Raw genomic sequence first — 26,528 nt, forward strand, 5'->3', positions numbered from 1 at the left:
GGGGAGGCGAGCATCCCCATGAACGGGATACACCCCGGCGCCGTGGACACGGCAGGGAGCGGACCGGCCGACGGCAAGCAGCCCGGGGAGCCCGGCGGTCCCGGTCTGCCTCGCCCGCTCCTGGACCGGTTCGCCCGACGGCTGCACGGCCGCCTCGTCCTCCCCGAGGGCCCGGACTACCACGCGGCGCGGACACTCTGGAACGGCATGACCGACCGGCGGCCGGCGTGCGTGGCGCGGTGCCGCGATGACGACGACGTGGTCGCCGCCGTGAACGTCGCCCGCGACAACGGGCTGCCGCTCGCGGTGCGCGGTGGCGGGCACGGTGTGGCCGGTCAGGCCGTCTGCGAGGGCGGGCTGGTCGTCGACCTGCCGGAGATGACGGACGTCGACGTCGACCCCGAGGGCCGCACCGTCCGTGCTCAGGGCGGCTGCACCCTGGCAGACCTCGACCGCGCGACCCAGCGCTACGGGCTCGCCGTCCCCCTGGGGGTGGTCTCGGCGTCCTGGGCCGGATCCCCAGGGTCGAGGCGTTCCCGGAGGCGGTGCACGGCAAGCCCTTCGTGGCGCTTCTCGCCGTGTCCCCCGGTGCGGGCGAGGCCGCGGCCGAGGAAGGGGAGCGCGCTCTGCGACCGCTCAGGGAGATCACCGGACCCCTCTGCGACCTGAGCGAGGTCACCTCCTGCACCGAGGCGCAGACGTTCCTGGACGAGGACTGCCCGGAGGGATGTTCTACTACTGGAAGTCCCTGAACGCGCCCGAGCTCGGCGACGAGCTGATCGAGCGTCTCACCGGACACGCCGCCGCGGCGCCCTCGCCCGGCTCGACCATCGGCATCCGGTACCAGGGCGGCGCGATGGCACGGGTCGCCGAACACGAGACCCCCTTCGCCAACCGCGGCGCATGCTACCTCTTCGGGATCGAGGGCAACTGGGCCCACGAGGCCGGCTCGGAGCGGAACGTGGCCTGGGTCCGCGACACCTTCGCCGATCTGCGCCGCTTCTCCGCCGGGGGTGTCCACCTCAACTTCCCCGGCTTCCTGGAGGAGGGCGAGCAGCTCCTGCGGGAGGGCTACGGCGGCAACTACGAACGGCTGTCGGCGATCAAGGCGACGTACGGCCCGGGCAATCTGTTCCGCTTCAACGCGAACATCCAGCCGAACATCCGGTTCTCGCCCTGAGCACCGCGTCCGCACGACGCCCATGGCACGCAGGACGCGCTGACATGCGCGGTGCCGGACCGGCGCCGTGTGCGTCGCCTGGAGCCCCGGACCCGGGGGAGCCCCGGACCCGGGGGGGAGCCCCGGACCCGGGACGCGCTCACGTCCTGCGGGTCCGTACGGCTCAGGAGGGCCTGTACCGCCGCCGATGCAGCTCGCGCACCTGTTCGGCGAGATCGGGGACCGGACCCTCCACCACGAGACCGGGGACGATCTCCTGGATCGGCAGGGGCCGCACGGGAGACGGGGGGACTCCCAGTTCGTCGAGCCAGGCCGTCAGTTGTTCGGAGGAGGTCGCGTACACGATGCGGCCCAGTCCGACCCAGCCGTGTGCGGCGGCGCACATCGGGCAGTGCTCTCCGGAGGTGAAGACGGTGGCCGCCGCCCGCTCCGCGGGAGTCATGTGCGCCGCGGCCCAGCGTGCCAGCTCGAATTCCGGATGACGGGTCCGGTCGCCGCCCGCCGTGCGGTTGCGGTCCTCGGCCAGGACCACTCCGTCCCCGGAGACGAGCACGGAGCCGAACGGCTCGTCACCTGCTTCCAGCGCCTCGGCCGCCAGCTCCACGCAGCGGCGCAGATGCCGCAGTTCCGTGTCGTCCACCATGGTGCACCTCACACTGTGCTCGTCGTTCTTCACCGCTTGTTCTTTACCGCTTGTACTTCACCGCACGCCGGTCGGGGCGCGCCGGCGCGCGGCCGGTTCGCGTTGCTCCCTTGCCTTCTGCGCCGCAAGGACAGCGAGGTCCGGTTCCGTGCCGCAGCGGCGTCACGCCGCTCGCGGACGTCCGTGCCGGAGTGCGGACGGGGAACCGGGGCGGGAACAGGACGTCGCACCAAAGGCCTCCTTTGATGTTCTCAAAGGAGAGGTGTTAGCGTTTCGGGCATGAAGACAGCAGCCGCGTATCGCGCAGACGTTCCCCAAGACGTCTGCCGCGTCGTCATGGGCGTGCCGCTCGTGACGCGTCTGCATGTCGACCTGGGGCGCTGTCTGTCCGCCCTCGGCTGCTGTCCGGCCGCGGTCTGTTCCGCCTGACTGCGGTCTGTTCTGCCTGACCGCGGCCTGTTTCGCCTGACCGCGAACTCTTCGGTGCAGTGGCGCTGCTGACGTCCTTTCGTGGCCGCTGCTCCTGTGCGTTTTTGCTGAACCCCCTGTCCCGCACGTCTCTGCTGGAGTGTGCCCGTGTCCGTGAACACCGCCGATCCGATGTCCGACAAGTCCGGCGACAAGTCCGGTTTGCGAATATCTATCCCTTTCTGGGCGCAGGTTCTGCTCGGTCTCGTCGTCGGCCTGGTCCTCGGCTTCGTCGCCCGGACCTACGACGTGTCCTGGCTCGCCACCGCCCTCGACAAGGTGGGCGGCATCTTCGTGCAGCTTCTGAAGCTGGCCGTGGCTCCGCTGGTCTTCTTCGCGATCGTGGTGTCGATCACCAACCTGAGGAAGGTCAACAACGCGGCCCGTCTGGCCGGCCGCACCCTGCTCTGGTTCATGATCACTTCGTTGATCGCGGTCGTCATCGGCCTCGTGGTCGGCCTGGTCTCCGACCCGGGGGCCGGCTCCGCCCTCACCCCGGCGGACGGCGCCGAGCCGGAGCGCACCGGCAGCTGGCTCGACTTCCTCACCGGCATCGTCCCCACCGATGTCGTCACACCGTTCACCGAGCTCAACGTCCTGCAGATCGTCTTCATGGCGGTCGTCGCCGGTGTCGCGATCCTCAAGGCCGGCTCGAAGGCCCAGCCGGTCCTCGCCCTCTCCGAGTCCGTCCTCGAGCTGCTGCAGAAGGCCCTGTGGTGGGTGATCCTGCTCGCCCCCGTCGGCTCCGCGGGCCTCATCGGCCGCGCCGTGGTGCAGTACGGCTGGGATCTGCTCGGTGACTACGCGACCTTCACCGCCGGCATCTACATCGGCTGCGCCCTGGTCCTGTTCGGCGTCTACCCGCTGCTGCTGGCCTTCGCCGGCAGGCTGAACCCGCTGCAGTTCTTCAAGGGTGCCTGGCCCGCCATCCAGCTGGCGTTCGTCTCCCGCTCCTCGGTCGGCACCATGCCGGTCACCCAGCAGTCTGCGATCCGTCTCGGCGTCCCGAAGGACTACGCCTCCTTCGCCGTGCCGTTCGGCGCGACGACCAAGATGGACGGCTGCGCGGCCATCTACCCGGCCATCGCCGCGATCTTCGTGGCCCAGATCTTCGATGTGCGGCTCGGCATCAAGGAGTACCTGCTCATCGCCTTCGTCTCGGTGATCGGCTCGGCGGCCACCGCCGGACTGACGGGTGCGACCGTCATGCTGACGCTGACCCTGTCCACCCTCGGCCTGCCGATGGAGGGCGTGGGCCTGCTGCTCGCCATCGACCCGATCCTGGACATGATCCGTACCGCCACCAATGTCGCGGGGCAGGCTCTCGTCCCGGTTCTCGTCTCCGCCCGCGAGCAGATCCTCGACCGCACGAAGTACGACAACGTCTCGATCTCCCCGGTCGGCGACGTGGAGACGACCGTCCTCGGCGAGCCGCAGCCGCAGCCGGCCGCCTCGGGGGTCGGCTGACGCTTCCGCCGGCCCCCTGGGGCCGCGTGCTCCGGTCCCCACCGGTCGAGCGGCCCTTCCCGGCCTCACAGGCAGGGAAGAGCCGGGGACCCGCGGCGCCCCTGCGGCGGTGCGGGGCGGGCGGTACCAGGGGTGTCGGAGCCGGCACGCGGCCGTGGGCCCGTCGGCCGCGGGCGGGGGAGGGGGAGGTCCGGTCGGCAGGGCCTCCCTCACCGCCGTTCACCGTCCTTGTTCCACGTATTCCTTGAAGTGCTCCAGATCGCTGCGGACGAGCCGCTCGATCGTGTTTGCCTGGGCGAAACCCTTCGGCCCGCCGAAGGTCTCCCTGATGGTGCCGGGCTCGTACGTGATCCGTGCCTGGATCCGGGTGTGGCCTTCGTCGATCGGGTGCAGGGAGAAGGACCCCGTCAGCTCGGGAGCACTGGTGGTGTGCCATTCCATCACGTGCTCCTCCCGGTGGTCGGAGACCTCGGCCTCGAACTCCCGCAACCGGCCGCCGGCCTCGACATCGAGCCGTGCCCGGCCCTCCGCCCGGGGGCGGGCGTCCCGCACTCCGCCCATGAAGCGCGGATAGTCCTCCACCCGGTGGAGACCGTCCCAGGCCCTGTCGATCGGAACCGCGACGTCGATGTGCTCTTCGAGGGTGCTCATGGCTCACCTCCGCATCCGGCTGGGCCTTCTGCTTCCAGTGTGCGCCCGCAACCGGTCGGCCGGCCGGGAACGGAGGGCGGGCCGGCCCGCGCCCGAGGCCGGGAACGCCGTACACGAAGCTGGGAGCCCTGTACGGATATACCGGGACACAGGAGGCCGGACATGATGGAGGGGCAGGTGAGTTCTGTGCGAGGAGGAAAGGGCATGGCCGGATCCGGCGCTGACGGCTCCGTGAGCGTGACGGGCGGCAAGTCGCGTTTCGACGACATCTACGACCGTCCGGACCCGCGCGCATACTTCGGACGGCTGGCTCCGCTGGAGTACGAGATCCCGCACCACGCCCAGCCGGTCTTCCGGCGGGTCGCCGCCGAACGGGCCGCGGTCGACGACGGCCGCTCCCACCAGCCGACGGTGCTGGATCTGTGCTGCTCGTACGGGATCAACGCCGCGCTGCTCAATCACGACGTGACCCTGGCGGAGATGGCCGAGCGGTACACCTCCCCCGCCGCTCAGGCCATGTCGACGGCGGAGCTCATCGCCTGGGACAAGGAGTTCTACGCCCAGCGGCGCCGGCCGGACGCGGTCCCGGTGATCGGCCTGGACGTCTCGTCACCCGCCGTGCAGTATGCGCTCGCGGTGGGCCTTCTGGACGCCGCGTTCACCGACGACCTGGAGCAGGGCCCGCCCAGCCCCCAGCTGGACCATGCGCTCGCGGAGGTCGGCCTCATCACGCTGACCGGGGGCGGAAGCTACATCACCGACCGCACGTTCACCGCGCTGCTGGGCGGCGCCCGGCGGCCGGTGTGGGTCAGCGCGTTCGTGCTGCGGACGGTTTCGTACGAGCCGGTCGAGCGGACGCTGGCGGCGCACGGGCTGCACACGACCGTCGACTCCTCCCGCACCTACCCGCAGCGGCGCTTCACCGACGCCCGGGAACAGCAGTACGCGATCGAGGCGGTACGGAAGCTGGGCCACGACCCCGCGGGCCTTGAGGAGGCCGGCCGTTTCCACAGCCTGTACTACGAGTCCCGCCCCGACACGGCCCGGTAGCCGGAGGGCGCCCCGGGAGCCTTGGAAGAGGGCGACCGGGGGACCGGGTCCGCTCCTTCCGGAGACAACGATGCGCTGTGCGCATACCGTATGAGTTCCGCGCAGTACGATCGGCGGCGTGGGTATGAGTCTGGATGAGCGGGTACGGGCCGCGGTGGCCGCGCTCCTGCACGCGACCGGGGAGTCGCAGACCGATCTCGCCGCCGCCCTGGGGGTGGGCCAGGCCCAGGTGAGCCGTCGCCAGTCCGGCATCACCGCCTGGAGCCTGACCGACTGCGACGCGGTCGCCGCGCACTACGGCATCGACGTCCTCGAGCTTCTGGCGGGACCGACCCGGGCCGTGGAGTCACTGCCCCGGGAACGCCGCCGTGGTCCCGGCCGGCGCTCCCGCGCCGCGCGCCCCGCGGCCGTGGGGGAGAGGGTGGCCCGATGACGGACTTCGGCGCGATCGACGCCCTGCTCGCCGAGGCCGAAAGAGAGGTCCCGCTGCCGCCCGCCGAGGAGCGGCGCGCCTTGCGCGAGGGGCTGAACATTTCGCGCGCCCGGCTCGCACAGGCCCTGAACGTCAGCCCGTCCACGGTCGGCGGCTGGGAGTCCGGGCGGGACCCGAGCGGTGAGGTGCGGGAGAAGTACGCGTACTTCCTCGAGGGGGCGCGGAACAAACTGGCCGCCGCCGCGGCCGAGGAGACACCGGCCGGGGAACCGGTGGAGGCCGCCGCGGCGGAGGCCGGGCGGGAAACGGGCCGGACGGGACAGACAGGGCAGGCGGACCAGACGGGCCGGACAGGCCGGACGGGCCGGGGCGACGAGGACGACGTCGAGGCCCTGACCACACCCCGGCCCTGTGTGCTGTGCGGACAGCCCGCCGTGCACCAGGTCGCGGGATTTCCGCAGCACCTGGACCCCGGCGAGTGCGGCACGGCCGAGCACACGCGGGCAGCCGGGCACGGGCGGACGGCCGGGGCCGCGCAGGCGACCGGGTCCGCACGGCCGAAGAGCCCTGCCCCGCGAAGGGGACCCGCCCGGCCGGAGCCCGCCGGCGGACCGGACGGGACGGCGCGCGGGGTGAAGGTCGTACCCGCCGGTCGCCGTCTGAGGACCGCCGACACCCCGGACCTGATCGGCTCCGCCGTCGCACAGGCCCTCGAGGCGCACTCCGGCGACGTCGAGGCGGCCACCAGGGCGCTGGTGAAGCGGGCCATCCCGGACGCGATGGCCTTGCTGGACGCAACCCGCAAGGGCGGCCGGTACGACATCATCGCCTACCCGTGGCTGCCCGACATCCTGCGCAAGCAGACCGCCCGCGGCGCCGACCAGATCTGGGAGGCCCGGCCCAGGTGGACCCGTGCGGAACTGCCGCCCGGCGAGCACGAGGTGACCGCGCTCGACATCAACGGCGCCTATCTGTCCGCGCTCAAGACGCACCTGCCGATCGGCCGGCTGGAGCACTCGACCGGCAACCACCACGACCGCCGCCGTGCCGGCGTCCACCTGATCACCCCGCCCGTCTGGGAACACGACGCCCATCTGCCCAACCCGATCGGCAGCCGGGACGAGCCGGGCCCGCTGTGGGTGACCGAGCCCACCCTGCGCCTGCTGCTGCGCCTGTCCGGCCCGAAGTACGGGCTGTGCGACCCCCCGGAGATCCATGAGTCGTGGACCTCCGGGGCCACGGAGAACCTGCTGGAGAAATTCCGGGTCGAACTGAAGAACGCCCGGGACCGGGCGATCGCCGAGAACGACACGGTGACGCTGGAGTACGTGAAGGCGATGTACTCGAAGTTCGTCTCCACGATGGGGGAGTCGAACTACAACCGGGAGCTGTACCGCACCGACTGGATGCACCTGATCCGCTCCCAGGCGTTCGTGAACCTGTGGTGGAAGGCGTACCGGGCGTACGACGAGGGCCTGATGGTCGTCCGGGTGATGGGCACCGACGAACTGCACGTCATCGGCGACTGGCGCACGGTGTTTCCCGAGGGGCGCGGTGTCACCGAGGTGAAGGTCAAGGACGTCTACACCGTCGGGACCGGCTCCGGCGGCTGACCGTCCGCCCAGCCTCGATGGCGAGGCCCCCGCACCCACGTCGGGAGCGGGGCCGACCACCCGGTGCCGCCCCTCGCCGGAACACGTTCCCACGCGGTGGGGCAGAGGCCGGTGCTCGTCCCGGAACGGCCGGCGGCGTACGAGGCGGTCCGGCCGGAGCACTGCCGCCGCGTTCTGACCACGGCACGCGGCATGGGGCGGGCTGTGGCACCTGAACGGTGTCAAGCGGCTGCAGCGCAACGCGCTCATGCGGGCACGGGACACCTGCGACTGCTCCTTCACCGACCGGGTGTACGGCCCGACCGCGCTGACGCCGGACGAGGAGCCCCCATGTTCACCCCGATCCCGCAGAGCACGCCCGCGCAGCGGATGCGCGCCGCGAGCGCGGGCATCGGCACCTTCTGCAGCCCCGTCGGCGTCGGCACCCCGCCGGCCGAGGGCAAGGGGACCCGGGAGACCGACGGACGCACCTGCGTCCTGGAGTACCCGATCAAGGGGGACGTGGCCCTGATCTCCGCGCACCGCGCGAGCACCCTGGGCAACCTCGTCTGCCGCAAGACCGCCCGGAACTTCGGCCCCGTCATGGCCACCGCGGTCACCACGGTCGTCGCTCAGGCCACCGAGATCGTGCAGCCCGCAGCGCCCGCGACATCCCGGCCGGTCCCTGTGTCAACCTCGGCATCGGCCGGGCGGCCCGCATCGCCGAGCACCTGCCGCCGGACGCCGGGACCGTGCTGCACACCGAGAACGGGATGCTCGGCAGGGGCCCGGCCGCGGTGGGCGACGAGATCGACCCCGGCCTCGCCAACGCGGGCGAGGTCCCGGTCACCGAGCTGCCCGGGGCGGTGTACTTCCACCACGCCGACTCCTTCGCGATGATGCGTGGCGGCCGTCTGGACGTGTGCGTCCTCGGGGCGTTCCAGGTCTCGCAGCACGGCGACCCGGCCAACGGGCACACCGGCGACCCCGACGCCATCCCCGCCGTGGGCGGTGCGATGGACCTGGCCGTCGGGGCCCGCCAGGTCTGCGTGGTGATGAAGCCGTTCACCCGGCAGGGAGAACCCGGGCTCGTTCCCACGTGCACGTACCCGCTGACCGGAACCGCCTGCGTCTCCGGCGTCCACACCGGCCATGGCGTCTTCATCACCGGCCCGGACGGGGTCCGGGTCCTGGAGACGTACGGCACCGCGGTCGCGCGGCTGCGGAAACGGCTCTTTGCCGATCTGCTCTGCTGAGCCGCTCCTTCGGCGTGCTCCACTTCGCCGCCGAGGACGACAGCGGGCCGCCCGGGCGGGGCGTCGAAGCGCTCGTCCGGCCGACCACCGCCCCGCACCCCCGCATCGGGGCGGGCCGGTTCGCCGTGGTACAGCCGAAGACCCGCTTCACCGCCGGTGCATCCCCGGCTCCCTTGGGCGACGGCTTCTCCGGTGACGACTCCTCCGGCAACGGCACGGAAACGGCTACGATCGCCGTCGACAAGCAACGGGGGGAGCCTGAGCCGTGCGTGAGGGGCACAGAGGACGAGGCACCGCGGACGACGCCGCGAGACGCCGCGTCGGGCCGTACGTCCTGGAACGTCCGCTCGGTGAAGGGGGGATGGGGGAGGTCCACCTCGCCCGGCGGGCCGACTCGCCCGACGGCCCCCGGTGGCGCTGAAGGTCCTGCGCGCCCGGCTGGCCCGCGACCCCGACTTCCTGGCGCGGTTCCGGCGCGAGGTGTCGGCCGCGCGGAAGGTCGACAGCCCCTTCGTCGTGCCGCTGGTCGACGCCGACACCGAGACCGCCGAACCCTGGCTGGCGACCGCCTTCGTCCCCGGTCCGACGCTCGCCGACGTCATCCGGGCCTCCGGCCCGCTGACGGAGGACCGGCTGCGCGAGCTCGGCCGTGCGCTGGCCGGTGCGCTGAGGGACATCCACGCCGCAGGCCTGGTGCACCGCGACCTCAAACCGTCCAATGTGCTGCTGCATCCGGACAAGGGGGCCCAGGTGATCGACCTGGGCATCGCACGCGCCCTGGACGGGACACGGCTGACGGCGACCGGTCTCGTGGTCGGCTCGGCCGGCTACATGGCGCCCGAGCAGCTGACGGGCGGTGGCGGGAGCCCGGCGAGCGACGTGTTCGCGCTGGGCGCGGTGCTCGCGTACGCGGCGACCGGCAGACACCCGTTCGGCGGCGGGCCCGCGCACCGGGTCGGCCACCGGACACTGACCGAGGAGCCGGACCTCGACGGAGTCCCCGACGCACTGCTGCCGCTGCTGGCCTCCTGCCTCGCCAAGGACCCGGCGCAGCGGCCCGCACCACGCCGGATCAGGGAGGCGCTCACCGGCTCTCCCCAGCAGCCAGCCCGTCGCGGCCCCGACGGCCCCGGCGATGCCGCTGGGCCCGGGACCGTCGCCCTCCGCACAGGAGCCCGGCCAGGACCGGCCGCCCCGCCCCTCTTCCCCGGCCGCTTCCGTGTCCACGTCCGTACCCGCGCCCGCCCCGGCCCGCCGGCTCGTCCGCGGCCGGGTCCCGCTCGTCGCCGGAGCCCTGGCCGTCCTTCTCGCGGGCACCCTGACCGCGGGCCTTCTGGCGCTGCGCGGCGAGGACACCCCGTCCGCCGACGGCGGTGCCGGGAACCGGGCGGCGGCCCGGCCGTCGCCCTCGGTCCCCGCGCTCGCCGAACCGGTCAGCGCCCTCGGCCCGGCCGCTCCCCGGGGCGTCTGGTCGCTCTCCTGACACCCTCATCCGCCAGGAGGACAACGAGGCGGAGTACGAGAAGGCGACGAAGGACGGCGCGAGCTACGCCCAGGAGGCGTGGCTCACCGACCGTGTGCTCGCCCGCGTCGGACGCCGCTTTGTCCAGGGACTGTCCCCCGACACGGGCCGGGTCCTGTGGACACTGAAGCCGCCCGCCCCCGGGATGGTTCCCTGCGCCGCCTCCCGGACCGCACCCGGCGGCATCGGCGCCGTGATCTTCGGTCCGGCCGATGAGAAGGGCGTGAACCGCGGAACCGACGACTGCGACCGTGTCGTCGCGGTGGACCTGGCCACCGGCACCGCCCTGTGGGAACGGCGCCGACCGGGTGACATGTATGCGACCGACGGCATCGGCTCGGACCAGGTGGGCATCGCCGCGGACCGCGTGGTGGTCATGACCGGGGACCTGGTGACCGCATGGCGTCTGCGCGACGGTGCCCCCGCCTGGTCGCACACGGGCAGCCGCGACAAGTGCGTGATCAACGGGATGGCGGTCGGACAGTCCAGTGTCGTCGAGGCGCTGACCTGCCCCGCGACGGAGGAGTCCCGGCAGGAGAGCCGGCCCACGACGGTCCGTTCGGTGAACGCCGCCGACGGCCGTGTCCGCTGGACCTCCACGGTCCCCGGCGACGTGCCCGTGGCACGCGTCGAGACGGCCGAGCCCCCGGTCGTCAGTCTGCCCGGGCCGATCGGCGACACCGAGGGCCCCATGATGGTCTTCAGCAACGAGGGAAAGCCGGGCCCGCAGCTCCGCGAGGCACAGCCCCAGGGCACGCTCGGTGCCTGGATGCGCAACCGTTTCCAGCTCACCCCCACCTTCTTCGGATGGCGCGACACCGTCGTCACCCTCACCCAGTACGACGGCGACCGGCAGACCGGCATGGACGGGGTCGCGGCCCTCGACTCCCGCACCGGGAAGATCCGCTGGCACCGGCAGGCGCCCCCGGGCAGCCGGCCGGTGATCGCGGGCGTCGACGACCGCGGCGTCCTGGTGGTCCATGTGACGGAACCGGGAACGACCGCCCTGGTCCGGTACGCGCTGGACGACGGCACGCCGACGGCGGCCGGAGAACTGCCCCGGCTGCCGGACCGGGCGGAGTTCGACGGCGTCCGCCTGTACGGGAACCGGCTCGCGCTGATGACCGGGGAGCACAACCTGCTGACCAAGGGAGTGATGATGTTCCGCGCACCAAGGAGCCGGCCGTGAACGAGGGCACGGCCCCGCTGGAGCCGGAGGACCCGGAGCGGATAGGCGGCTACCGGCTCCTCGGCCGGCTCGGACAGGGCGGCATGGGGCGGGTGTTCCTCGCCGAGGACGCCGAGGGCCACCGGGTGGCGGTCAAACTGGTCCACGAGGAGTTCGCGGCCGACCCCGAGTTCCGCAGACGCTTCAGCCGCGAGGTGGAGGCGGCGGGGAAGGTGCTGAGCTTCTTCACCGTGCCGCTGGTGGACTCCGGGGGCGACGCGAGGACCCCATGGCTCGCCACTCAGTACGTCTCCGGTCCCTCGCTGAGCGCCGCCGTGCACCGCGACGGGCCGCTGCCCGTGGAGCGGCTGTGCTCGCTCGCCGCGGCGCTCGGCGAGGCGCTCGTCGTCATCCACGCGGCGGGCATCGTGCACCGGGACCTCAAACCGTCCAACGTGCTGCTGGCCGACGACGGCCCCCGGGTGATCGACTTCGGCATCGCCAGGGCGGCGGACTCGGAGGAACTGACGCGCGCGGGCCATGCGCTGGGCACCTTCGGCTACGCGCCGCCCGAGCAGGTCGTCGCCGAGGAGCCGGTCGGGCCGGCCGGTGACGTCTTCTCCCTCGGAGGCGTGCTGCTGTTCGCGGCGACGGGCCGCGCCCCCTTCGGCGACGGCCCGCCGGCGGTGCTGGCGTACCGGACCGTGTACGAGGAGCCCGATCTCAGCGGCGTGCCCGAGGAGTTGGCCCCGCTCGTACGAAGCTGCCTGGCCAAGGACCCCGCGCTGAGACCCACTCCGCGCGAGGTGATCGCCGCCGCCCGTGCCGCCCAGTCGCGGGTACGGGGCGGCGGTCCGGTTCCCGCCCGCGCGGCCGAGGAACCCACGTCGTACCGCATCGCCCCGCCCGCGCCCGCGATCGCCCAGCCTGCGCCCGTGCCCGTTCCCGGCCCGGAACCGGGCACGACCGCCGTGCCGGAGCCGCGCCGTCGCCGTCGCGGGGCGCTCGTCGCCGCGGTCGCCGCCGTTGCCGTCACCGCGCCGGCCGCCGTGGGCGTGGCCCATCTGCTCGACTGGGGCGACGACAAGCGGAGCACGGGCGGCGGGACCGGCAGGCGGACCGGCGTCGCTCCCGCCGCCGACGGCGCCGACCCGCTCCCGGCGGTCACCGCGAAAGGCGACCGCCGGGTCGTGTGGACCGCGCAGCCGGGGGTCGCCGAAGTCGACTCGGAGGTCATGGGCGCCTGGCTGACTCCCAAGGTGCTGGTACGCATCGACGCCTCCGGGATCCGCGGCTTCGACCCGCGCACCGGAGCCTCCACGTGGACCGTGGCACCGCCCGCCAAGGGGCTCGTTCCCTGCGGGGCCTCGGACGCGGAGACGGCGACCAGCGGCGGCGTGGGGCTCGTCCGGTTCGGCAGGGCCCACACCTCGCCGGCCGAGTGCGACGTCGCCGCGGCCCTGGACACCGCCACCGGCACACTGCTGTGGCACCGCACGGTCGGTGAGGCTCCCACAGGCGTCGTCTCGGTGTCCGGCGACACGATGGTGGTCTCCGGTGAAAGAGGCCTTCTCGGGCTCGACCGGGCCACCGGCAAGCAGATCTGGACGTACCCCTGGACCCAGGGGAACTGCAGGGTGACGGACGTGGTGCCCGGTGTGCGCACGATCGCCGTGTCCGACACGTGCGACCGGGAGGACATCGACGTCAGGCGTGTCGTCGTACTCGACGCCGTCACCGGCAGGACCCGCTCCTCCCACGAGGTGGAGCGCAGCGGGGCCACACCCGTGGGGATCGTGACGGCCGAGCCCGTCGCGGCCCGGTACGCCGATGTGTCCGGCGACGTGCACCTGCGTGTTCTCGGCACCGGGGACGGAAAGCCGGTCGATCTTCCGGTCAAGCAGCCCTTCGGCACCCTGCGTCTCATCAGACCCCGCGTCACGAAGGGGGTGCTGGTGACGGAGGTGGAGGCGGGCCCGGGCGGCACGGCCCGGGGACTGGCGGCGATCGACCTCACCACGGGGAAGGTGCGCTGGCGCACCCGGATACGGGAAGAGGTCCTCGAGCTCGAACCCCTGCGCATCCAGGGGGACTCGGTGTACACCGTGGAGGGCGAGGAAGCGGAGGGTCCGGGCTGGTCGTTCACGGTACGACGCCGCTCCCTGGCCGACGGCACCGTGACCGAGAGCGGCAGGCTCCCCGCCCCCTACCAGCGGAGCGACCCCGACCGGCTGCTCGTCTCGGGAAGCCTTGTCGTCCAGGTCAACCGGTCCGACGAGTACGGTCTCGTGGCCTTCGGCACCGCGCCGGGCGGCGATGCGTGAGCACCGCGGACCACTGAACCCGGCGTCGCGCCCCCCGTCGTCCGCCCGTGCGCCTGCACCGCCGCCGACCGCTTCGCCGCACCCGGAGGCGGTCGGCGCGATGACATCGAAGGGATGACGTTGAAGGGGCGAACACCGGCGCCCGGCCGGTGGCGGGAGACCGCGCCGAGGCAGGGGAGACCTCCGGTGCCCGGCCCGGCAGCGGCTTGTCCGCACGGCGGCCTTCTGCTCGCACCGGACGACACACCCCCCTGCCGTCAGGACGGCACCGCCGTCACCTCACCCGCCCGGTGACCGGCGCACGGCCGGATCCCGGTGGCGGCGCGAACCGCGCGTCACCGGACCTGTCCGGGCACCGGCCGGACGGAGTCCTGGGCGGTGCCGCCGCGGCGGAACAGGTTCGACAGGGCCAGGGCGCCCGGGCCGAAGAAGACCAGCATCAGAAAGCCCCAGGAGAACAACGCCGGTGCCAGACCGCCGTTCTGCAGGGGAAAGAGCCCGTCCTTCTGGTGCTCGGTGAAGTAGGCGAAGGCCATGCTCCCCGAGCTGAGGAAAGCCGCGCTGCGCGTCGCGAGTCCGAGGAGTATGAGAGCACCGCAGACCAGCTCGATCACCCCGGCGTACCAGTAGGGCCATTCACCCACGGGGCTGCTCTTCCGGCCCAGCACCCCGAAGAGCGTGGCAACGCCCTCGCTGGTGAACAGCAGACCAAGAACGATGCGGAACAGGCCCAGAACGAGAGGCTGCTGGCTCGTCAGCCGGTCGTTCAGGCGTGAGGTGCTCATCGGTACGTACTCCTCGGATCGGTCGGTGCGTCAAAGGGTGAAGGCCGGGACGAGTGGCCTTCCCCCCTCCCTAACGGGCGCATCGGGCGGACCGTTCAGCAAGGCCCCGCCCGGACCGGTCCGCGCGACGAGCACAGCACAGCCCGCCCCCCTGTGGCTACCGTTTCGGAGGGCTCGCTTCGGACGGGAGCCGGACGACAAGAGGCCTTTCCCCTGGTCCCCTTGGCGCCCCACCACCGGGCCCCGCACCGGCAGCAGCGGTCGGACACCGGCCGGCGGAGTCCCCGGCCCTCCGGGGCAGTGCACCCGGAGGTCAGGAACGGCGTGCCGCGACAATCGCCGAGCTGTCCGGTGTGGTGAGGACTTCGGTGGCGTCCGGAGTCGGATGAGTGAGGCAGAACAGGCGGAGTTCGTCCACTTCTCCGCCGAAACGAGGCGGCCAGTGGGGCGAGGGGGTGAAGTCGTCCAGGATGAGCAGACCGCCGGGCGCGAGCAGCTCGACCACCCTTTCGGGATCGTCACGCTTGCCTCCGCCGTCGCAGAAGAAGACGTCGAAGGGGGCGTACCGCTCAAGCAGCCGCCAGTCCCCGGTGAGGACGCTGACACGGTCGTCGTCCGCGAAGACACGGGCCGCCCGGCGGGCCGGCTCCTCGTCGCGTTCCACGGTCACCAGACGCGCACCGGCGCCGAGGCCGCTGTGCAGCCAGGCGGTGCCCACGCCCGCGCCGGTGCCGCTCTCCGCGATGACCCCGTGGGGTTTCGCCGTGGCGGCCAGGCCGAGCAGCCTGCCCACTTCAGGGATGCAGCTCTTCTTGAAACCCGTTTCGGAGGCAACCCGCTCCGCGATCGCCACACGGGACGGAACCGCACGCTCTGCCATGATCACGCCCCCTTTCGTCCGCGCACGACACTATCCGTAAGCGGCGGCGTCCGTATGAGGTTTGCCCGGCCCCGCCCTGCCTCTTTGCCCTGCCCGGCCCTGCCCCGGCGAGGCTGCCCGGTCGGGGCGCTCGAGGGGAACGCGAGGGGAACGCGCGCGTGCCGATGCGGCCGGCTTTGCCCGGGCACCGATGACTCTCGGCCATGAACTTGTCCAAGTTGTCGAGGAGTTGACCGGAGAAGCCTTGGCGCATTGCCGGTTGATGAGAGAAAATGCCCCCAGCAAGAAAGATCAACTTTGCCCGTGCTGGGTAATCGATCTTCAGTCCCCCTTCAGGAGAGCCACGCTGATGCAGTCCGTCCCCCGCCCGGCACAGGCCGTCGTCCTGCCCTACCGCAGCCGCGCCGCCGCCCCTCTCCCTCCCCTGGGCGTCACGGACGGCGAGCTGCTGCGCATCATCTCCGACCCCTGCACGCCCGTGTTCCTGACGGTGCACGGGAACGGACGCCGCAGGTACAGCTACTGGCAGCCGTTCGACGCCCGCACCGGCAGGGGAAGCTGCTACGTCGCCCTGCCGACCGACGCATGCGACGCCCTGCACACCACCGGGCGCATAGCGCTGGGTGAGCCGCTCGTCGAACCGGGCAGGACGATCTACCGCGTCCGGCCCTCTGACACCCTGCCCACGCCCCACCGCCTGGCACGGTCGGCGGCCCGCGCCGCGTGACCGGCGGCCGGCGCGCTCCGTCGGCTGCCGGACCCATCCGCCCCCGTTCGCCCGGACGGTGACGGTTCGTCCGGTCAAGTGCCGCCTGCCGCAGGGCCGGTGAGGACGCCTGCCGGCCGGACGCCCTGGCGTCGTGCGGCACCTCGCCCGCCGTGCGGAGAGCACGGACCGCCCGTTCGCGGGACCCGGGAAACCGCTCGTCGGCCCCGGGAAGCGGCCGCCTACGGCTCCAGCCGGACGATCTCCCCGATCTCCAGGGCGACATAGAGGGCGCCGTCCGGACCCACCGCGAGACCGTGCGGCTCGGAGGAGGGGTCGGGCAGGTCGTACTCCTCCACGTGCCCGCCGGGAGTGATGGACCCGATGCGGCCCGTGCCCCACTCGGTGAACCAGCAGACACCGGTCGCGGGATCGGCGGTGATCGCATGAGGCCGGCAGGCGCGGTCCGGGAGAGGAAACTCCTGGATCCGGCCGTCCGTGCCGATCCGGCCGATCTGTCCGGCGCCGATCTCCACGAACCACAGGGCGCCGTCCACGCCGTGCGTGATGCCGACCGGTGCGGCATGCCCGGTGGGAAGCGGATGGAGGGAGACGTCTCCGCCGGGGCCGATCCGGCCGACCGCGTTCGCCCGGTTCAGGGTGAACCACAACGCGCCGTCCGGGCCGGTGGTGATGGCCGACGGGACGGCACCGCCGACGGGCAGCGGGAACTCGGTCACCCGGCCCTCGGCGTCGATGCGGCCGATCCGGTCGGTGTGCATCTGCGTGAACCACAGCGCCCCATCGGGAGCCAGGGTGATCCCGAACGGTCCGCTGCCCGGTGTCGGGACCGGGAAGGAGGACTCCTGCCCGGTCACGGTCATCCGCCCGATGCGATGGTCCTGACTGCGGGTGAACCACAGGGCTTCGTCAGGACCCACGGTGATGACCGAGGGACCGCAGGACGCGGAGTCGAGCCGATGGCGGTCGAGCCGGCCGTCGGGCGTGAGCCGGGCGATCTCCCCGGCATGAACCAGAGTGATCCACAGTGCCTCGTCGGGGCCGGTGGTGAGGGCGTAGGGGCCGGATCCCGGGGCACGGACGGACAACTGCCGGAGGGAGGCAGGACGGCGGACCATCAGAACTCCTTGCGAGGACGGGACTTGGGGCGTCATCGGCCGGCGGCGGACGTCATGGAGGCACCCATGACGAACCGAGTGCCCTGCCACCGGCGGCGCAGCCGGCGGTCGTGGCTGACGATCACGAGGGTGCCGGTGTAGTCGGCCAGGGCGGCCTCCAGCTCCTCCACGAGGGCGGGCGACAGATGGTTGGTGGGCTCGTCGAGCAGCAGGACGTCCGACGGTTCACTGACCAGCCGCGCCAGCGCGAGACGCTGCCGCTGCCCGGTGGACAGGCTGCCGACGGGCACGGTGAGCCGGTGACGGTCGAACAGGCCGAGGGACAACAGCTGTTCGGCATGCCGGTCGGCGTCTCCGGCCCGGCCGCGGGCGAAGGCGGCCAGGACCGTTTCGTCCGGCCGGCCGTACTGCGGCTCCTGCGGAAGGTAGCCGATCCTGCCGCGGCGGACGACACTCCCGCCGTCCGGGGCGAGCCGTCCGGCCAGCACGCGCAGCAGGGTGCTCTTGCCCGCTCCGTTCGGCCCGGTGATCAGCAGGCGTTCACCGGCCGCGACCGTGAGGCTCGTGCGGTCGAGCCGGCCCGTGACGGTGACGTCGACGGCGTCGAGCACCGTGCCCTTCAGGCGGCGGGCCCGCAAGACGGGGGTGAACCGCAGCGGCTGCGGCGGGGGCGGTACCGGGTTCGCGAGGAGGCGGCGCAGCCGTTCCTCGGCAGCGCGCACCCGGCCGGCCAGCGACTGCTGCACCCGGCCCCCCGCCCGGTCGTAGGCCATCTTGTTGCCGTCCTTCATCGCCCGGCCGGGAGCCACTCGGCGGGCGGTGGTCGCGGCGGCCTCGCGCAGCCGGTCGACGTCCGCCTGCCACCGGGCGTGCGCCTGGGCCCAGCGCTGCCGGTCGGCCGCCTTCGCGGCGAGGTAGTCCGGGTAGCCGCCTCCGTACCGGACGACGGTGCGCCGGTCCGCGTCCACCTCCAGCAGACTGGTGGCGACGCGTTCGAGGAAGACCCGGTCGTGGGAGACCGCCACCGTGGTGCCGCGCCGCGTGCGCAGATGCTCTTCCAGCCAGTTCAGAGCGCTCTCGTCGAGGTGGTTGGTCGGCTCGTCCAGCAGCAGCACCTCGGGACCGGCCGCCAGGACGGCCGCCAGACGCAGCCGGGCCTGTTCCCCGCCGGAGAGACTGCCCACGGCACGGTCCCGGTCCACGTTCCCCAGACCGAGGCCGTGCAGGGCGCGCTCCACCCGCGCGTCGGCCTCGTAGCCGCCGCGCACCTCGAAGACCGTCAGCAGATCGCCGTACTCGGCCATGCAGGACCGGTCGCCCTCGGCCATCGCCGCCTCCAGACGGCGCATGCGCTCCTCGATGCCGCGCAGATCGGCCAGTGCCCGGTCGATGACCTCCTGGACGGTCGCGTCGGGCGGAAGCCGCCCGTCCTGGGCGAGATGACCGACGCCCCCATCGGCGTGGACGACGACTTCTCCCTGGTCAGGCCGTTCGTCCCCGGCGAGCAGGCGCAGCAGGGTGGTCTTGCCGGATCCGTTCTCGCCGATGATCCCCGTGCGCTCGCCCACGGCGAGCGAGCACGTCACCGAGTCAAGGACGAGACGGCCGTTGAAGGACTTGCTGACGGCAAGCGCGGTGATCTGCGTGGGCATACGGGCACTCCGAAGCATGCGGGGACGGGACGGCCGTCACGGGCCGGGGGACCGGGTGAATGCTTCGGAAGAGCATCGACGACTCCACTAGTGCGACAACTGTTGCATTAAGATGCTGTCATGACGTCATCCAGGCCGGCAACCGGATTTCCCGCGGAGCCCTCCGCGGTCCCGCCGCCGGAGGACGGCGAGCCGGAGCCGCGGGCCCGGCGTCGCCCCGGCGGCCGCACCGCACGCATCCGCACGCGCGTGCTCGACGCGGTCCGTGCCGAGCTGGTGGAGCGCGGGTACGACGAACTCACCGTGGACACCGTCGCGGCCCGTGCGGGCGTGCACCGCACCACGGTCTACCGGCGCTGGCGTGATGTCGGCGGCCTGCTCGCCGATGTCTTCGACGCGGCGGGCGACGACGACTGGCGGCCTCAGGACACCGGCTCCCTGCAAGGCGACCTGGCGGCACTGAACCACGAGATCCAAGCGGCCCTGACGGCACAGCCGCCGGTCACCGCGGCCCTCATCGCCGCCTCCTTCAGATCCGAGGAAGCCGCCCGCGCCCTGCAGCGGTTCTGGGAGGACCGGTACGCGCGCTGCGAGACCGTCGTACGGCGCGCCGCGCGGCGCGGGGAAATCCCGCCGCACACCGACGCCCGGCGTCTCCTCGTCGCCGCCACCGCGCCGCTGTACCACCAGCTGCTGCTTCTGCGCACGCCTCCCGACCCGCACCTGCCCGACCGCGTGGCCGCGAGCACCGCCCTCGCGGCATCCGCCGGCGCCTTCGCCGAGCCCGCGCCCCGGGACGGCGACTGAACGGACACCCACCCCGCCGACCGGGTGTCCCGCGCGGTGCGAGCGGCTCCGTGCCTACGGCATCCGCACGGCCTCCTGCCGGTTCTTACCGGGGTGCGAAGGCCGCGAGGACTCCCCGTGCGGCCGTTCCGTCCGGCCAGACCCACCCGGCGACGACGCATCCGGACGGCCTCTGGGCGGTCTCCGCCGGCCGCAGAACACGGTTGATCCGCACGTCGGGCCCGTCGTCGGGGCCGGCTCCGTGCACGGTGACGGTCGGGTCGGGGGTGTCGCTCTTGTTCTGGTGCTGCGGTGTCGCCTCGCCGCGCAGGAGGGCGCGCAACTGTGCCATCACCACCGGGTCGTGGACGCCGTCGTAGATCCACCGGGTGCCGAGCACCCCATGCTCGGCGGTGCCGATCAGCGCCTCGCCGCAGACGCCCTCCAGCGGTGCACCGCGGTAGCCCATCGGCACCAGATACGCCACCGGCTCCCGCGCGGCGGCATCCGCCACGATCATGAACTCGATCCCGACCTCGCCCTCGGGGTCGTCCAGGCGGAACCCACCGGCCATGACCGGATCCGGCGCTTCCGCGCCGCCCGCGTACCACCTCTGCTTCGGCAGCCAGCCGGTGAGCAGCTCCAGCTTGGTGGGGGTCATGGTGGTGCGGTGGATCAAGGCCATACGGGCTTCCTCGGTGCAGGTTCGGGTCCGTCCCCCGGCGGGGCGTGATCGAACGTACAGGAGACGGCGGTGTTCCCCAAGGGGCGGTGGCCCGGCAAGGGGCCCGCACACGGGACGGACGAGACGGACGAACGGCACGGAACAGGAGGACATCTGCGCCCGTGGGCCGTCAGGCAGGTGGTGGAAGCAGGGCACCGTGACCGCGTATCCGGGTGGCCATGTCCAGCAGCTGGAGGTCGGCGTGGTGACGGGTGATCAGCTGAAGGCCGACGGGTGCGCCGTCCGGGGTGGTCCCGGCGGGCAGGGTGAGGGCCGGATGGCCGGAGATGTTGAAGGCCCAGGTGAGAGCCACATTCATACGGTCCCCCGGCCCGTCGTGGCCGTGCGGGGGGTGCGGTGTGGTCGGGGTGGCGATGAGGTCCACCCGGTCGAAGACCGCCCGCAGCCGGCGGGAGTTGGCTTTGATCAGGTCGTCGGTGTCCTGACCGGAGGTGCCGGCGCGCAGGGCGGTCCAGGCCGGGGCGGGGTCGTGGAGCTTCACCGGGTGGCCGGCGAGGCGGCACAGGCCGGCCGCGGCGAGCCGGCGCAGGGCGTCCCGGGCGACGGCGGCGATCTCCGGATCGGTGGCGGCGTACCCCAGCGTGGACGTCCAGGCCACCGCCGGCGGCCCGGACCAGGAGCGGGGGCCGGGTGTGCCGGTGGGGACGACGGCACGGAAGTAGGCGACGGCGTCACGCGCGGTACGGGCCAGAACGCCCGGGCTGTTCAGGCCGGCACGGTCACGGGCGGGAAGCAGGCCGTTGGTGGGCTTGAACCCGACGACGCCGCACCAGGCGGCGGGGATGCGCACCGAACCGGCCCCGTCGGACCCGCTGGCGAGAGGAACGAGACCGGCGGCGACGGCGACCGCGGACCCGGCCGAGGAACCGCCCGGTGACCAGGCGGGGTTGTGGGGGTTGAGGGTGGGACCACGGTCGGTGCGGCCGTAGGTCTGCCAGCCGGTGCCGGCACGGGGGACCGAGGTCGCCCCGACCGGCACGCATCCGGCGGCGACCAGCCGCCGGTTCTGGAACGAATCGGGTCCCTCGCCGGCCTTGACACCGATCGGCACACCGGCCAGCGGCAGGCGGACCCCGCGGGCCACCGCGGCGTCGACCCGGCCGGCCCGGGCCCGCGCCCGGGCCGGCCACACGGCGGTGAACGCGCGCAGCGCGCCGTCGCGTTCGGCGATCAGCGTCAGCGCCGTGTCGACGACCTCGCGGGCCGTGACCTCGCCGCGGTTGACCCGGTCGGCGACATCGGTGGCGGTCAGCGCCGCATACAGCTCTCCGGTGAGCACAGGGCCCTCACTTTCCTCGTCCCTTTCCCGCCTCGCGGTTGCACGCACCGCACCCCGCTCGGCTCGGTCACCGGGAACCGCTCACCGAAGCCGGCCCGGTCCGTACGGCACCCCCTAAGCGTCGCAGGTCACGTCCTCGGACGGCAGACGGCCGGTCGCGAAGTACGCGTTGACGCTCGCATCGACACAGGCATTGCCGAACACCCCGTACACCGCGTGCTGGCTCGAGCCCCGCAGGGTGACCAGACGCGAGCCGGGCCAGTTCCGGTGCTGGGCGACGGCACCCGAGTAGAGGGTGCGCGGATCCCCGGTGGCGTTGACGAGCAGAGCGGGGAAGTCGCTCCTGACGGTCGTCGGGGCCTCACGCGGCGGATCCCAGAAGGCGCAGGGGCCGATGTTCCGTGTGACGGGGACGAAGAACGGATCCTGTGCCCGGGAGCGCTGGATGTCGCGCCAGTACACCTCCGGGTCGCGTGGCACGGCCACGTCGCCGCACAGAATGGCCGACTGCACACTGCCGTAGGCGGACTCGGAGCCCGTGACCATGGACTTCAGTATTTCGGCGAACTTTGGATCGGGCACGACACGCCGGCCCTGGGCGGCCCGGCTCATGTCCCGCACGACCCGCGCCAGGGTGTCGTAGGCGTCGTCGTTGTCCTGGGAGAGACCGCTGAAGACGATCACCGGAACGGTGTGCTCGTCCACCCGGTGGGAGCCCACCTTCAGTGGCCTGCGTGTCGCGGCGTCCTGCACCCGGTTCACCGTCGCCAGTACGGCGTCGCGGGTGCGGCCCAGACCGTACGTGGTGTGCCGGGCGGCGGTCCACGACGCCCAGTCCGCCAGCGCGTGCCGGTTGGCCTTCTCGGCGCCCCGCAGCAGACGGGGTGAGTACCGGCCGGCGTCGATCACCCCGTCGAGGACCATGCGGTCGACACGGCCGGGGAACATCGTGGCGTACACCTCGCCGAGGTAACTGCCGTAGGAATAGCCGAGGTAGGAGATTCTGCGCTCGCCCAGCGCGGAGCGGATGATGTCCATGTCGCGGGCGGTGTTGCGCGTGGTGACGTACGGCAGCACCGGTCCCTCGGATTTCCGGCAGCGCCGCGCGAGGTCACGGGCGAACGCCACCGCGCGGTCGAACCCGGCACGGTCGGCACCCGCGCCGTGGATCGAGGTGCCGGTCGGCCAGCGGCAGTCCAGCGGGGTGCTGCGGCCCACGAAGCGGGGGTCCACCCCCACGATGTCGTAGCGTGCGCCGACCTCCTCCATCGTCTGGCGCACCCACGGCGGGTCGCCGAGCGTCGGGCCGCCGGGGCCACCGCCGTTGAGCAGCAGAGGACCGACGCGACGACGGGTGTCGGTGGCCCGGATCCTGGAGATCGCGACGGTGATGGTCCGCCCGCCGGGGTCGTCGTAGTTCAGCGGGACGGTGACGTCGGCGCACTCGGCGCCGGCCTTCTGGAGTTCCTTGCCGGTGTCGTCGTCCGGCCCCTGGACGCAGCTCTTCCAGGTGAGAGGCTGGTGGCGGAAGCGGGCCGGGGGATCGCCGGTGCCCGCGGCCGCGGACACCAGGGAAACGGTCAGGGCAAGGACCGCGCAGAGCGCGGTGCGGCGGCTCATGAACATGTCCTTTCTGAAGGGCGGTCCCCGCAGAACGCGGTCCGCGCGACGGCGAGGAAGCCGTGGGCGACGACGGGTCGGGGCATGACGGCCGCGGTGAGCGTCTCGGCGGCGCTGCCGGCGTGGCAACGGCCGGCCGTGGGCGTCGAACGCCCGGTGCGGAGGCCGGCCGCTGCGGCGGTCCGCGTTCGGCGGGTGCACGACGGCCCCTCGGGGTGCGCGGGAGCGGTGAACGGGACGACGGCTCCGGCGGTGCCGTCGTGCACGACCGAGCTCCCTGCGGACCACCGCAGGTGCCGGCGGGCACCGCAGAGGGCGTCTGCCGGTGGACGGGATCGCGGAAGGGCCGCCGGAGCGGCGGACAGGACCGGGTCGCCGACCACGGCCGCGGTACCTGTCCGCCGGAGGGCCGGGAACAAGGAGAACATGGCCGATCACGGTAGAGAGGGCCGGGCGAACGCTCACTGCGGACAACAGGTGTCTTGTGCGGGGGATGTCCCCCGGTGACCGCCTGCGGCCCGCCTCACCCCCGGGGCCCCGCCGCCGGCGACGCGCGGAGCTCCGACTCGCTCGGCGACCGCGACGGCCGGGGTGTTCGTGCCACCGAGGGCGGACCGGCGCCCTGGCCCCCGCAGGGGGCCGAGAGCCGTGGTCGCAGCCTGGGCCGACGGTACGGAAGCGCCGGCCGCGACCTGCTCGATGTCGCTTCGGACCACGCGGTGCACAGTGCGACCACGTCCGCCTCGGACCCGACGGGGGAATGCTTCACGACTGCCGACTGCCGACTGCCGACTGCCGACCGCTGGCCGCCTGTTCCCAGCTCCGCGGGGCGTTCTTCGGACGACGGTCCTGCGCGGGAGAACGAGCTCCTGAACGGGAGCGTCAGAGCCCGGGCGAGGCGGGAGCCGTACTCCTCAGGCGGCTCAGCGCCTGCATGGCCTCGCGCTCCACGCGCGCGAGATCGCAGAGAAGGGTGCCTGCCTGTTCGAGGTACTGCGCGCTGCCTGATGTACCGGCTTTCTCGATCAGTGCGGCGACCTCCGTCCACAGGACGGCTGCCTCGGTGTACAGCCTGAGGCCGGTGCGCAGGTGGCTGCTGTCGAGCAGGCGGGCGCATTCGGCGAGGAAGTCGCGGTAGAGGTTGCGGAACAGGGCGCCGCCGGTGCCGGCCTTCTCCATCAGGAGAGCGGCCTGGGGCAGGTCCCGTTGCGGGGCGTCGGTCCGCCGGAGCCATGTGCGCACCAGTTTCCCGGCCTTCTCGATGCCCCGGTGGCCGAGGTTGGCGATGGGCGGGTCGAGGAAGGCGTCGGCGCAGGAGGTGATGGCGGAGACGATCCGGGTGTGCGGGGAGGGCAGGTCCCTCGGAACGGTGAGGGTGAAGGACCGGTGCCTGGCGCTCATCGGGCCGCGCGCGGCCCTGGCCCGGGCGAGGCTGGCCAGGCTGGTGGACACCGCTCCGCCTTGCTGGCCGGTGTCCACCAGGTAGGCGTTGTGGTCGTCGTAGCCGTACAGGGCGACGACATGACCGCCGAAGTGCACCTTCGACGTGAAGTAGTCCAGGTGGTAGCTGTCGAGCTGCAGTCCGACGGGATGGCCGGCGGCGAGGGAGGACACCACGTTCTCCCAGGCCCTGCGGGGCGAGGTGGTCTCCCGGACCACGAGCTCCAGCCCGAGTGCGGCAGCCAGGTTTCTGGTGAGTTCGAAAGGCTTGACCCGTCCCCCGAGGAAGGGGAAGTCCATGTTCTTGCTGTCCCAGTAGAGGAAGGACAGGCCGGAGCCGAGACCGAAGAGCATGGGTTCGGACAGATCGAGCCCCTGGTGCCGCAGCAGCACCCCCAGAGCCGTCGTCTCGCAGTGCTGCATACCGCGGGCGTCGATGTCCATCACCGTGGCCATGCCGTGCCCTCCTGGACAGGGACGAGCAACCGGGGCGTCAGTTCTTGTTGCGGTGTCTCTGCCGGTCCGGCACGGCAGGCCTCGCGCACGGGTGCTTGCGGGCGCAGCCCGCGCTCACGGAGGGCGGCGAAGAGCGCGTCATGGGCCGAGAACAGCCGGGCACAGGACCCGATGTGCACGGTCGCTGCCGCAGCGACGGCCCCCATGCGATCCCCCTTTTCCCCTTGCCGAGCACGGGCAGCAGCCGGCCCACGCACTCCCCGACCTTACTTCCCGGTCTCCGCAGAGGCGCGGACCGCCGCGCTCGAAGCCGCAGAGCCGTGGAGGCGTATAGGGTTGTGGTGTTCGTGCCTGATCAGGAGCCGAGAGCCGGGAGGTGGGGTGGATGACCGCGTCCGAGGCCGCCGTGCACGGCGTCCGGGTCTCCCTCACGTCCCGGGCCATGGCCTGACACCTTCCTGCCCGCCCCGCCGAGAACGTGAGCTCGAGGGGCACCCGTACGAACATCTCCTGAACGGATCCTCCTTCGTCATGGGCAACACCTGGATCACGCGCGCCGAAACCCGCGCCGACATCCCCGCCGTCCGCGACATCCTCCTCGCCGCCTTCCCCACCCCTGCGGAGGCCGACCTCGTCGACGCCCTGCGTGCCGACCCGGCCGCCTGGATCGAGGGGCTCTCCCTCGTCGCGGCGGACGAGACCGGCCACCCCGTGGGCTGCGCTCTGCTGACTCGCTGCCACATCGGCACCGCACCGGCCCTGTGCCTGGCCCCGTGCGCCGTCCGCCCGGAGCGGCAGCGGACCGGCGCGGGCAGCGCGGCCATCCGCGCGGCCCTGGCCGCAGCACGGTCACTGGGTGAGCACCACGTGGTCGTCCTCGGGCATCCGGACTACTACCCCCGGTTCGGGTTCACCCGTGCCTCCGATCACGGCATCCGCCTGACCATCGACGTCCCGGACGACGCCTTGATGGCGCTCAGCCTCGACGCCGACCACCCGCTCCCCGGCGGAACCGTCCACTACGCCGCCCCCTTCGGCATCTGACCCGACCCGTACCGCGCGGGGAACCCCGGCCTCCCGCGCGGCACGCCCCAGGCGTCGGGGCGGGGCACCGCCGTCGTCACCCGTCCGGCCCACCGGTCTGCCACTGTTTCCAGGCCGCAGGCCCCCATGCGGACCGCCGGAACGCGACCAGGGGCGTCCGCCCCGGCGGCGACGGCGGCCTTCCGCGGACGACGTCTCCGCGCGACGGCACACCATACTGGGATGAAAGGGGTGAAATGCCC

24 protein-coding genes and 1 pseudogene are annotated in these 26,528 nt (G+C 72.7%); 15 read left to right on the forward strand and 10 right to left on the reverse strand.

Annotated features, from left to right (window positions below; all coding sequences use genetic code 11):
- Positions 1 to 18 precede the first annotated feature (18 nt).
- Complete coding sequence (locus tag ABD224_RS17345) at positions 19 to 669, forward strand: FAD-binding oxidoreductase (protein WP_344050726.1); 651 nt, start codon at positions 19 to 21, stop codon at positions 667 to 669.
- 58 nt (positions 670 to 727) lie between these two features.
- On the forward strand, positions 728 to 1,180 hold the full coding sequence (locus tag ABD224_RS17350; protein ID WP_344050728.1) for a BBE domain-containing protein: 453 nt from the start codon (positions 728 to 730) through the stop codon (positions 1,178 to 1,180).
- Positions 1,181 to 1,343: 163 nt separating this feature from the next.
- Here ABD224_RS17350 and ABD224_RS17355 read toward each other — a convergent pair whose 3' ends face one another.
- On the reverse strand, positions 1,344 to 1,823 hold the full coding sequence (locus tag ABD224_RS17355; protein WP_344050730.1) for a nucleoside deaminase: 480 nt from the start codon (positions 1,821 to 1,823) through the stop codon (positions 1,344 to 1,346).
- A 279-nt stretch (positions 1,824 to 2,102) separates the two neighbouring features.
- Here ABD224_RS17355 and ABD224_RS17360 point away from each other — a divergent pair, with 279 nt between their 5' ends.
- Positions 2,103 to 2,252 (forward strand): hypothetical protein, encoded by a 150-nt coding sequence (locus tag ABD224_RS17360; RefSeq protein WP_344050732.1) that lies wholly within the window; start codon positions 2,103 to 2,105, stop codon positions 2,250 to 2,252.
- A gap of 171 nt (positions 2,253 to 2,423) precedes the next feature.
- Positions 2,424 to 3,758, forward strand: a complete 1,335-nt coding sequence (locus ABD224_RS17365) for a dicarboxylate/amino acid:cation symporter (protein WP_344050832.1) — start codon at positions 2,424 to 2,426, stop codon at positions 3,756 to 3,758.
- A 219-nt stretch (positions 3,759 to 3,977) separates the two neighbouring features.
- Here ABD224_RS17365 and ABD224_RS17370 read toward each other — a convergent pair whose 3' ends face one another.
- Complete coding sequence (locus tag ABD224_RS17370; protein ID WP_344050734.1) at positions 3,978 to 4,409, reverse strand: SRPBCC family protein; 432 nt, start codon at positions 4,407 to 4,409, stop codon at positions 3,978 to 3,980.
- A 204-nt stretch (positions 4,410 to 4,613) separates the two neighbouring features.
- Here ABD224_RS17370 and ABD224_RS17375 point away from each other — a divergent pair, with 204 nt between their 5' ends.
- The 8 genes and pseudogenes from ABD224_RS17375 (at position 4,614) to ABD224_RS17410 (ending at position 13,754) form a co-directional block, all read left to right on the forward strand.
- Entirely contained in the window at positions 4,614 to 5,459 is an 846-nt protein-coding gene (locus tag ABD224_RS17375) for a hypothetical protein (protein WP_344050736.1), read from the forward strand.
- 118 nt (positions 5,460 to 5,577) lie between these two features.
- Positions 5,578 to 5,892 (forward strand): helix-turn-helix domain-containing protein, encoded by a 315-nt coding sequence (locus ABD224_RS17380; RefSeq protein ID WP_425580992.1) that lies wholly within the window; start codon positions 5,578 to 5,580, stop codon positions 5,890 to 5,892.
- Positions 5,889 to 7,505: a helix-turn-helix domain-containing protein gene (locus tag ABD224_RS17385; RefSeq protein ID WP_344050740.1), complete on the forward strand. Its 1,617-nt coding sequence runs from the start codon at positions 5,889 to 5,891 to the stop codon at positions 7,503 to 7,505. The genes ABD224_RS17380 and ABD224_RS17385 overlap by 4 nt, the downstream gene beginning before the upstream one ends.
- Positions 7,506 to 7,847: 342 nt before the next feature.
- A pseudogene (locus ABD224_RS17390) lies at positions 7,848 to 8,141 on the forward strand (CoA transferase subunit A); the annotation flags it as partial.
- A complete protein-coding gene (locus ABD224_RS17395; RefSeq protein ID WP_425580995.1) occupies positions 8,054 to 8,740 on the forward strand; it encodes a CoA-transferase in 687 nt (228 codons plus the stop codon). The pseudogene ABD224_RS17390 and the gene ABD224_RS17395, both read left to right, overlap by 88 nt.
- Positions 8,741 to 9,151: 411 nt before the next feature.
- A complete protein-coding gene (locus tag ABD224_RS17400) occupies positions 9,152 to 10,390 on the forward strand; it encodes a serine/threonine-protein kinase (protein WP_344050742.1) in 1,239 nt (412 codons plus the stop codon).
- Complete coding sequence (locus ABD224_RS17405) at positions 10,318 to 11,451, forward strand: outer membrane protein assembly factor BamB family protein (protein WP_344050744.1); 1,134 nt, start codon at positions 10,318 to 10,320, stop codon at positions 11,449 to 11,451. The genes ABD224_RS17400 and ABD224_RS17405 overlap by 73 nt, the downstream gene beginning before the upstream one ends.
- Positions 11,448 to 13,754 carry a protein kinase domain-containing protein gene (locus ABD224_RS17410; protein WP_344050746.1) on the forward strand — a complete coding sequence of 769 codons (2,307 nt, stop codon included), beginning with the start codon at positions 11,448 to 11,450 and terminating at the stop codon, positions 13,752 to 13,754. Before ABD224_RS17405 ends, ABD224_RS17410 begins: the two co-directional genes overlap by 4 nt.
- A 335-nt stretch (positions 13,755 to 14,089) precedes the next feature.
- On the opposite strand, the gene ABD224_RS17415 is transcribed toward ABD224_RS17410, so the two are convergent.
- Both ABD224_RS17415 and ABD224_RS17420 read right to left on the reverse strand, forming a co-directional pair.
- Positions 14,090 to 14,539, reverse strand: coding sequence for a DoxX family protein (locus tag ABD224_RS17415; RefSeq protein ID WP_344050748.1), 450 nt, complete (start codon positions 14,537 to 14,539; stop codon positions 14,090 to 14,092).
- 313 nt (positions 14,540 to 14,852) lie between these two features.
- Positions 14,853 to 15,425, reverse strand: coding sequence for an O-methyltransferase (locus tag ABD224_RS17420; protein ID WP_344050750.1), 573 nt, complete (start codon positions 15,423 to 15,425; stop codon positions 14,853 to 14,855).
- A gap of 343 nt (positions 15,426 to 15,768) precedes the next feature.
- On the opposite strand from ABD224_RS17420, the gene ABD224_RS17425 reads away from it, so the two are divergent.
- Positions 15,769 to 16,146: a hypothetical protein gene (locus ABD224_RS17425; protein ID WP_344050752.1), complete on the forward strand. Its 378-nt coding sequence runs from the start codon at positions 15,769 to 15,771 to the stop codon at positions 16,144 to 16,146.
- Positions 16,147 to 16,367: 221 nt separating this feature from the next.
- On the opposite strand, the gene ABD224_RS17430 is transcribed toward ABD224_RS17425, so the two are convergent.
- Both ABD224_RS17430 and abc-f read right to left on the reverse strand, forming a co-directional pair.
- Positions 16,368 to 17,264 (reverse strand): Vgb family protein, encoded by an 897-nt coding sequence (locus tag ABD224_RS17430; protein ID WP_344050754.1) that lies wholly within the window; start codon positions 17,262 to 17,264, stop codon positions 16,368 to 16,370.
- Positions 17,265 to 17,296: 32 nt separating this feature from the next.
- Positions 17,297 to 18,916: a ribosomal protection-like ABC-F family protein gene (gene abc-f / locus ABD224_RS17435; RefSeq protein ID WP_344050756.1), complete on the reverse strand. Its 1,620-nt coding sequence runs from the start codon at positions 18,914 to 18,916 to the stop codon at positions 17,297 to 17,299.
- A gap of 120 nt (positions 18,917 to 19,036) precedes the next feature.
- Between abc-f and ABD224_RS17440 the strand changes: the two genes are divergently transcribed.
- Entirely contained in the window at positions 19,037 to 19,723 is a 687-nt protein-coding gene (locus tag ABD224_RS17440; protein ID WP_344050758.1) for a TetR/AcrR family transcriptional regulator, read from the forward strand.
- A gap of 85 nt (positions 19,724 to 19,808) precedes the next feature.
- On the opposite strand, the gene ABD224_RS17445 is transcribed toward ABD224_RS17440, so the two are convergent.
- The 4 genes from ABD224_RS17445 to ABD224_RS17460 form a co-directional block, all read right to left on the reverse strand.
- Complete coding sequence (locus ABD224_RS17445; RefSeq protein ID WP_344050760.1) at positions 19,809 to 20,387, reverse strand: maltokinase N-terminal cap-like domain-containing protein; 579 nt, start codon at positions 20,385 to 20,387, stop codon at positions 19,809 to 19,811.
- 169 nt (positions 20,388 to 20,556) lie between these two features.
- A complete protein-coding gene (locus ABD224_RS17450) occupies positions 20,557 to 21,726 on the reverse strand; it encodes an amidase (RefSeq protein WP_344050762.1) in 1,170 nt (389 codons plus the stop codon).
- A gap of 114 nt (positions 21,727 to 21,840) precedes the next feature.
- Positions 21,841 to 23,346, reverse strand: coding sequence for an alpha/beta fold hydrolase (locus ABD224_RS17455; RefSeq protein WP_344050764.1), 1,506 nt, complete (start codon positions 23,344 to 23,346; stop codon positions 21,841 to 21,843).
- Positions 23,347 to 24,228: 882 nt separating this feature from the next.
- Positions 24,229 to 25,242: a BtrH N-terminal domain-containing protein gene (locus tag ABD224_RS17460; RefSeq protein ID WP_344050766.1), complete on the reverse strand. Its 1,014-nt coding sequence runs from the start codon at positions 25,240 to 25,242 to the stop codon at positions 24,229 to 24,231.
- 531 nt (positions 25,243 to 25,773) lie between these two features.
- Between ABD224_RS17460 and ABD224_RS17465 the strand changes: the two genes are divergently transcribed.
- Entirely contained in the window at positions 25,774 to 26,286 is a 513-nt protein-coding gene (locus ABD224_RS17465) for a GNAT family N-acetyltransferase (RefSeq protein ID WP_344050768.1), read from the forward strand.
- Positions 26,287 to 26,528: the final 242 nt, after the last annotated feature.

Origin of the sequence: Streptomyces thermoalcalitolerans (genome assembly GCF_039525155.1) — a bacterium.
Lineage (GTDB): Bacteria > Actinomycetota > Actinomycetes > Streptomycetales > Streptomycetaceae > Streptomyces > Streptomyces thermovulgaris.

Excerpts from the sequence above, each read along its gene's own strand:
- ABD224_RS17385 (WP_344050740.1), top strand. The coding sequence starts at position 5,889 with ATGACGGACTTCGGCGCGATCGACGCCCTGCTCGCCGAGGCCGAAAGA.
- abc-f (WP_344050756.1), bottom strand. The coding sequence starts at position 18,916 with ATGCCCACGCAGATCACCGCGCTTGCCGTCAGCAAGTCCTTCAACGGC.
- ABD224_RS17365 (WP_344050832.1), top strand. The coding sequence starts at position 2,424 with ATGTCCGACAAGTCCGGCGACAAGTCCGGTTTGCGAATATCTATCCCT.
- ABD224_RS17415 (WP_344050748.1), bottom strand. The coding sequence starts at position 14,539 with ATGAGCACCTCACGCCTGAACGACCGGCTGACGAGCCAGCAGCCTCTC.
- ABD224_RS17370 (WP_344050734.1), bottom strand. The coding sequence starts at position 4,409 with ATGAGCACCCTCGAAGAGCACATCGACGTCGCGGTTCCGATCGACAGG.
- ABD224_RS17355 (WP_344050730.1), bottom strand. The coding sequence starts at position 1,823 with ATGGTGGACGACACGGAACTGCGGCATCTGCGCCGCTGCGTGGAGCTG.
- ABD224_RS17455 (WP_344050764.1), bottom strand. The coding sequence starts at position 23,346 with ATGAGCCGCCGCACCGCGCTCTGCGCGGTCCTTGCCCTGACCGTTTCC.
- ABD224_RS17360 (WP_344050732.1), top strand. The coding sequence starts at position 2,103 with ATGAAGACAGCAGCCGCGTATCGCGCAGACGTTCCCCAAGACGTCTGC.
- ABD224_RS17345 (WP_344050726.1), top strand. The coding sequence starts at position 19 with ATGAACGGGATACACCCCGGCGCCGTGGACACGGCAGGGAGCGGACCG.
- ABD224_RS17425 (WP_344050752.1), top strand. The coding sequence starts at position 15,769 with ATGCAGTCCGTCCCCCGCCCGGCACAGGCCGTCGTCCTGCCCTACCGC.
- ABD224_RS17430 (WP_344050754.1), bottom strand. The coding sequence starts at position 17,264 with ATGGTCCGCCGTCCTGCCTCCCTCCGGCAGTTGTCCGTCCGTGCCCCG.
- ABD224_RS17445 (WP_344050760.1), bottom strand. The coding sequence starts at position 20,387 with ATGGCCTTGATCCACCGCACCACCATGACCCCCACCAAGCTGGAGCTG.
- ABD224_RS17460 (WP_344050766.1), bottom strand. The coding sequence starts at position 25,242 with ATGGCCACGGTGATGGACATCGACGCCCGCGGTATGCAGCACTGCGAG.
- ABD224_RS17350 (WP_344050728.1), top strand. The coding sequence starts at position 728 with ATGTTCTACTACTGGAAGTCCCTGAACGCGCCCGAGCTCGGCGACGAG.
- ABD224_RS17375 (WP_344050736.1), top strand. The coding sequence starts at position 4,614 with ATGGCCGGATCCGGCGCTGACGGCTCCGTGAGCGTGACGGGCGGCAAG.
- ABD224_RS17440 (WP_344050758.1), top strand. The coding sequence starts at position 19,037 with ATGACGTCATCCAGGCCGGCAACCGGATTTCCCGCGGAGCCCTCCGCG.
- ABD224_RS17465 (WP_344050768.1), top strand. The coding sequence starts at position 25,774 with ATGGGCAACACCTGGATCACGCGCGCCGAAACCCGCGCCGACATCCCC.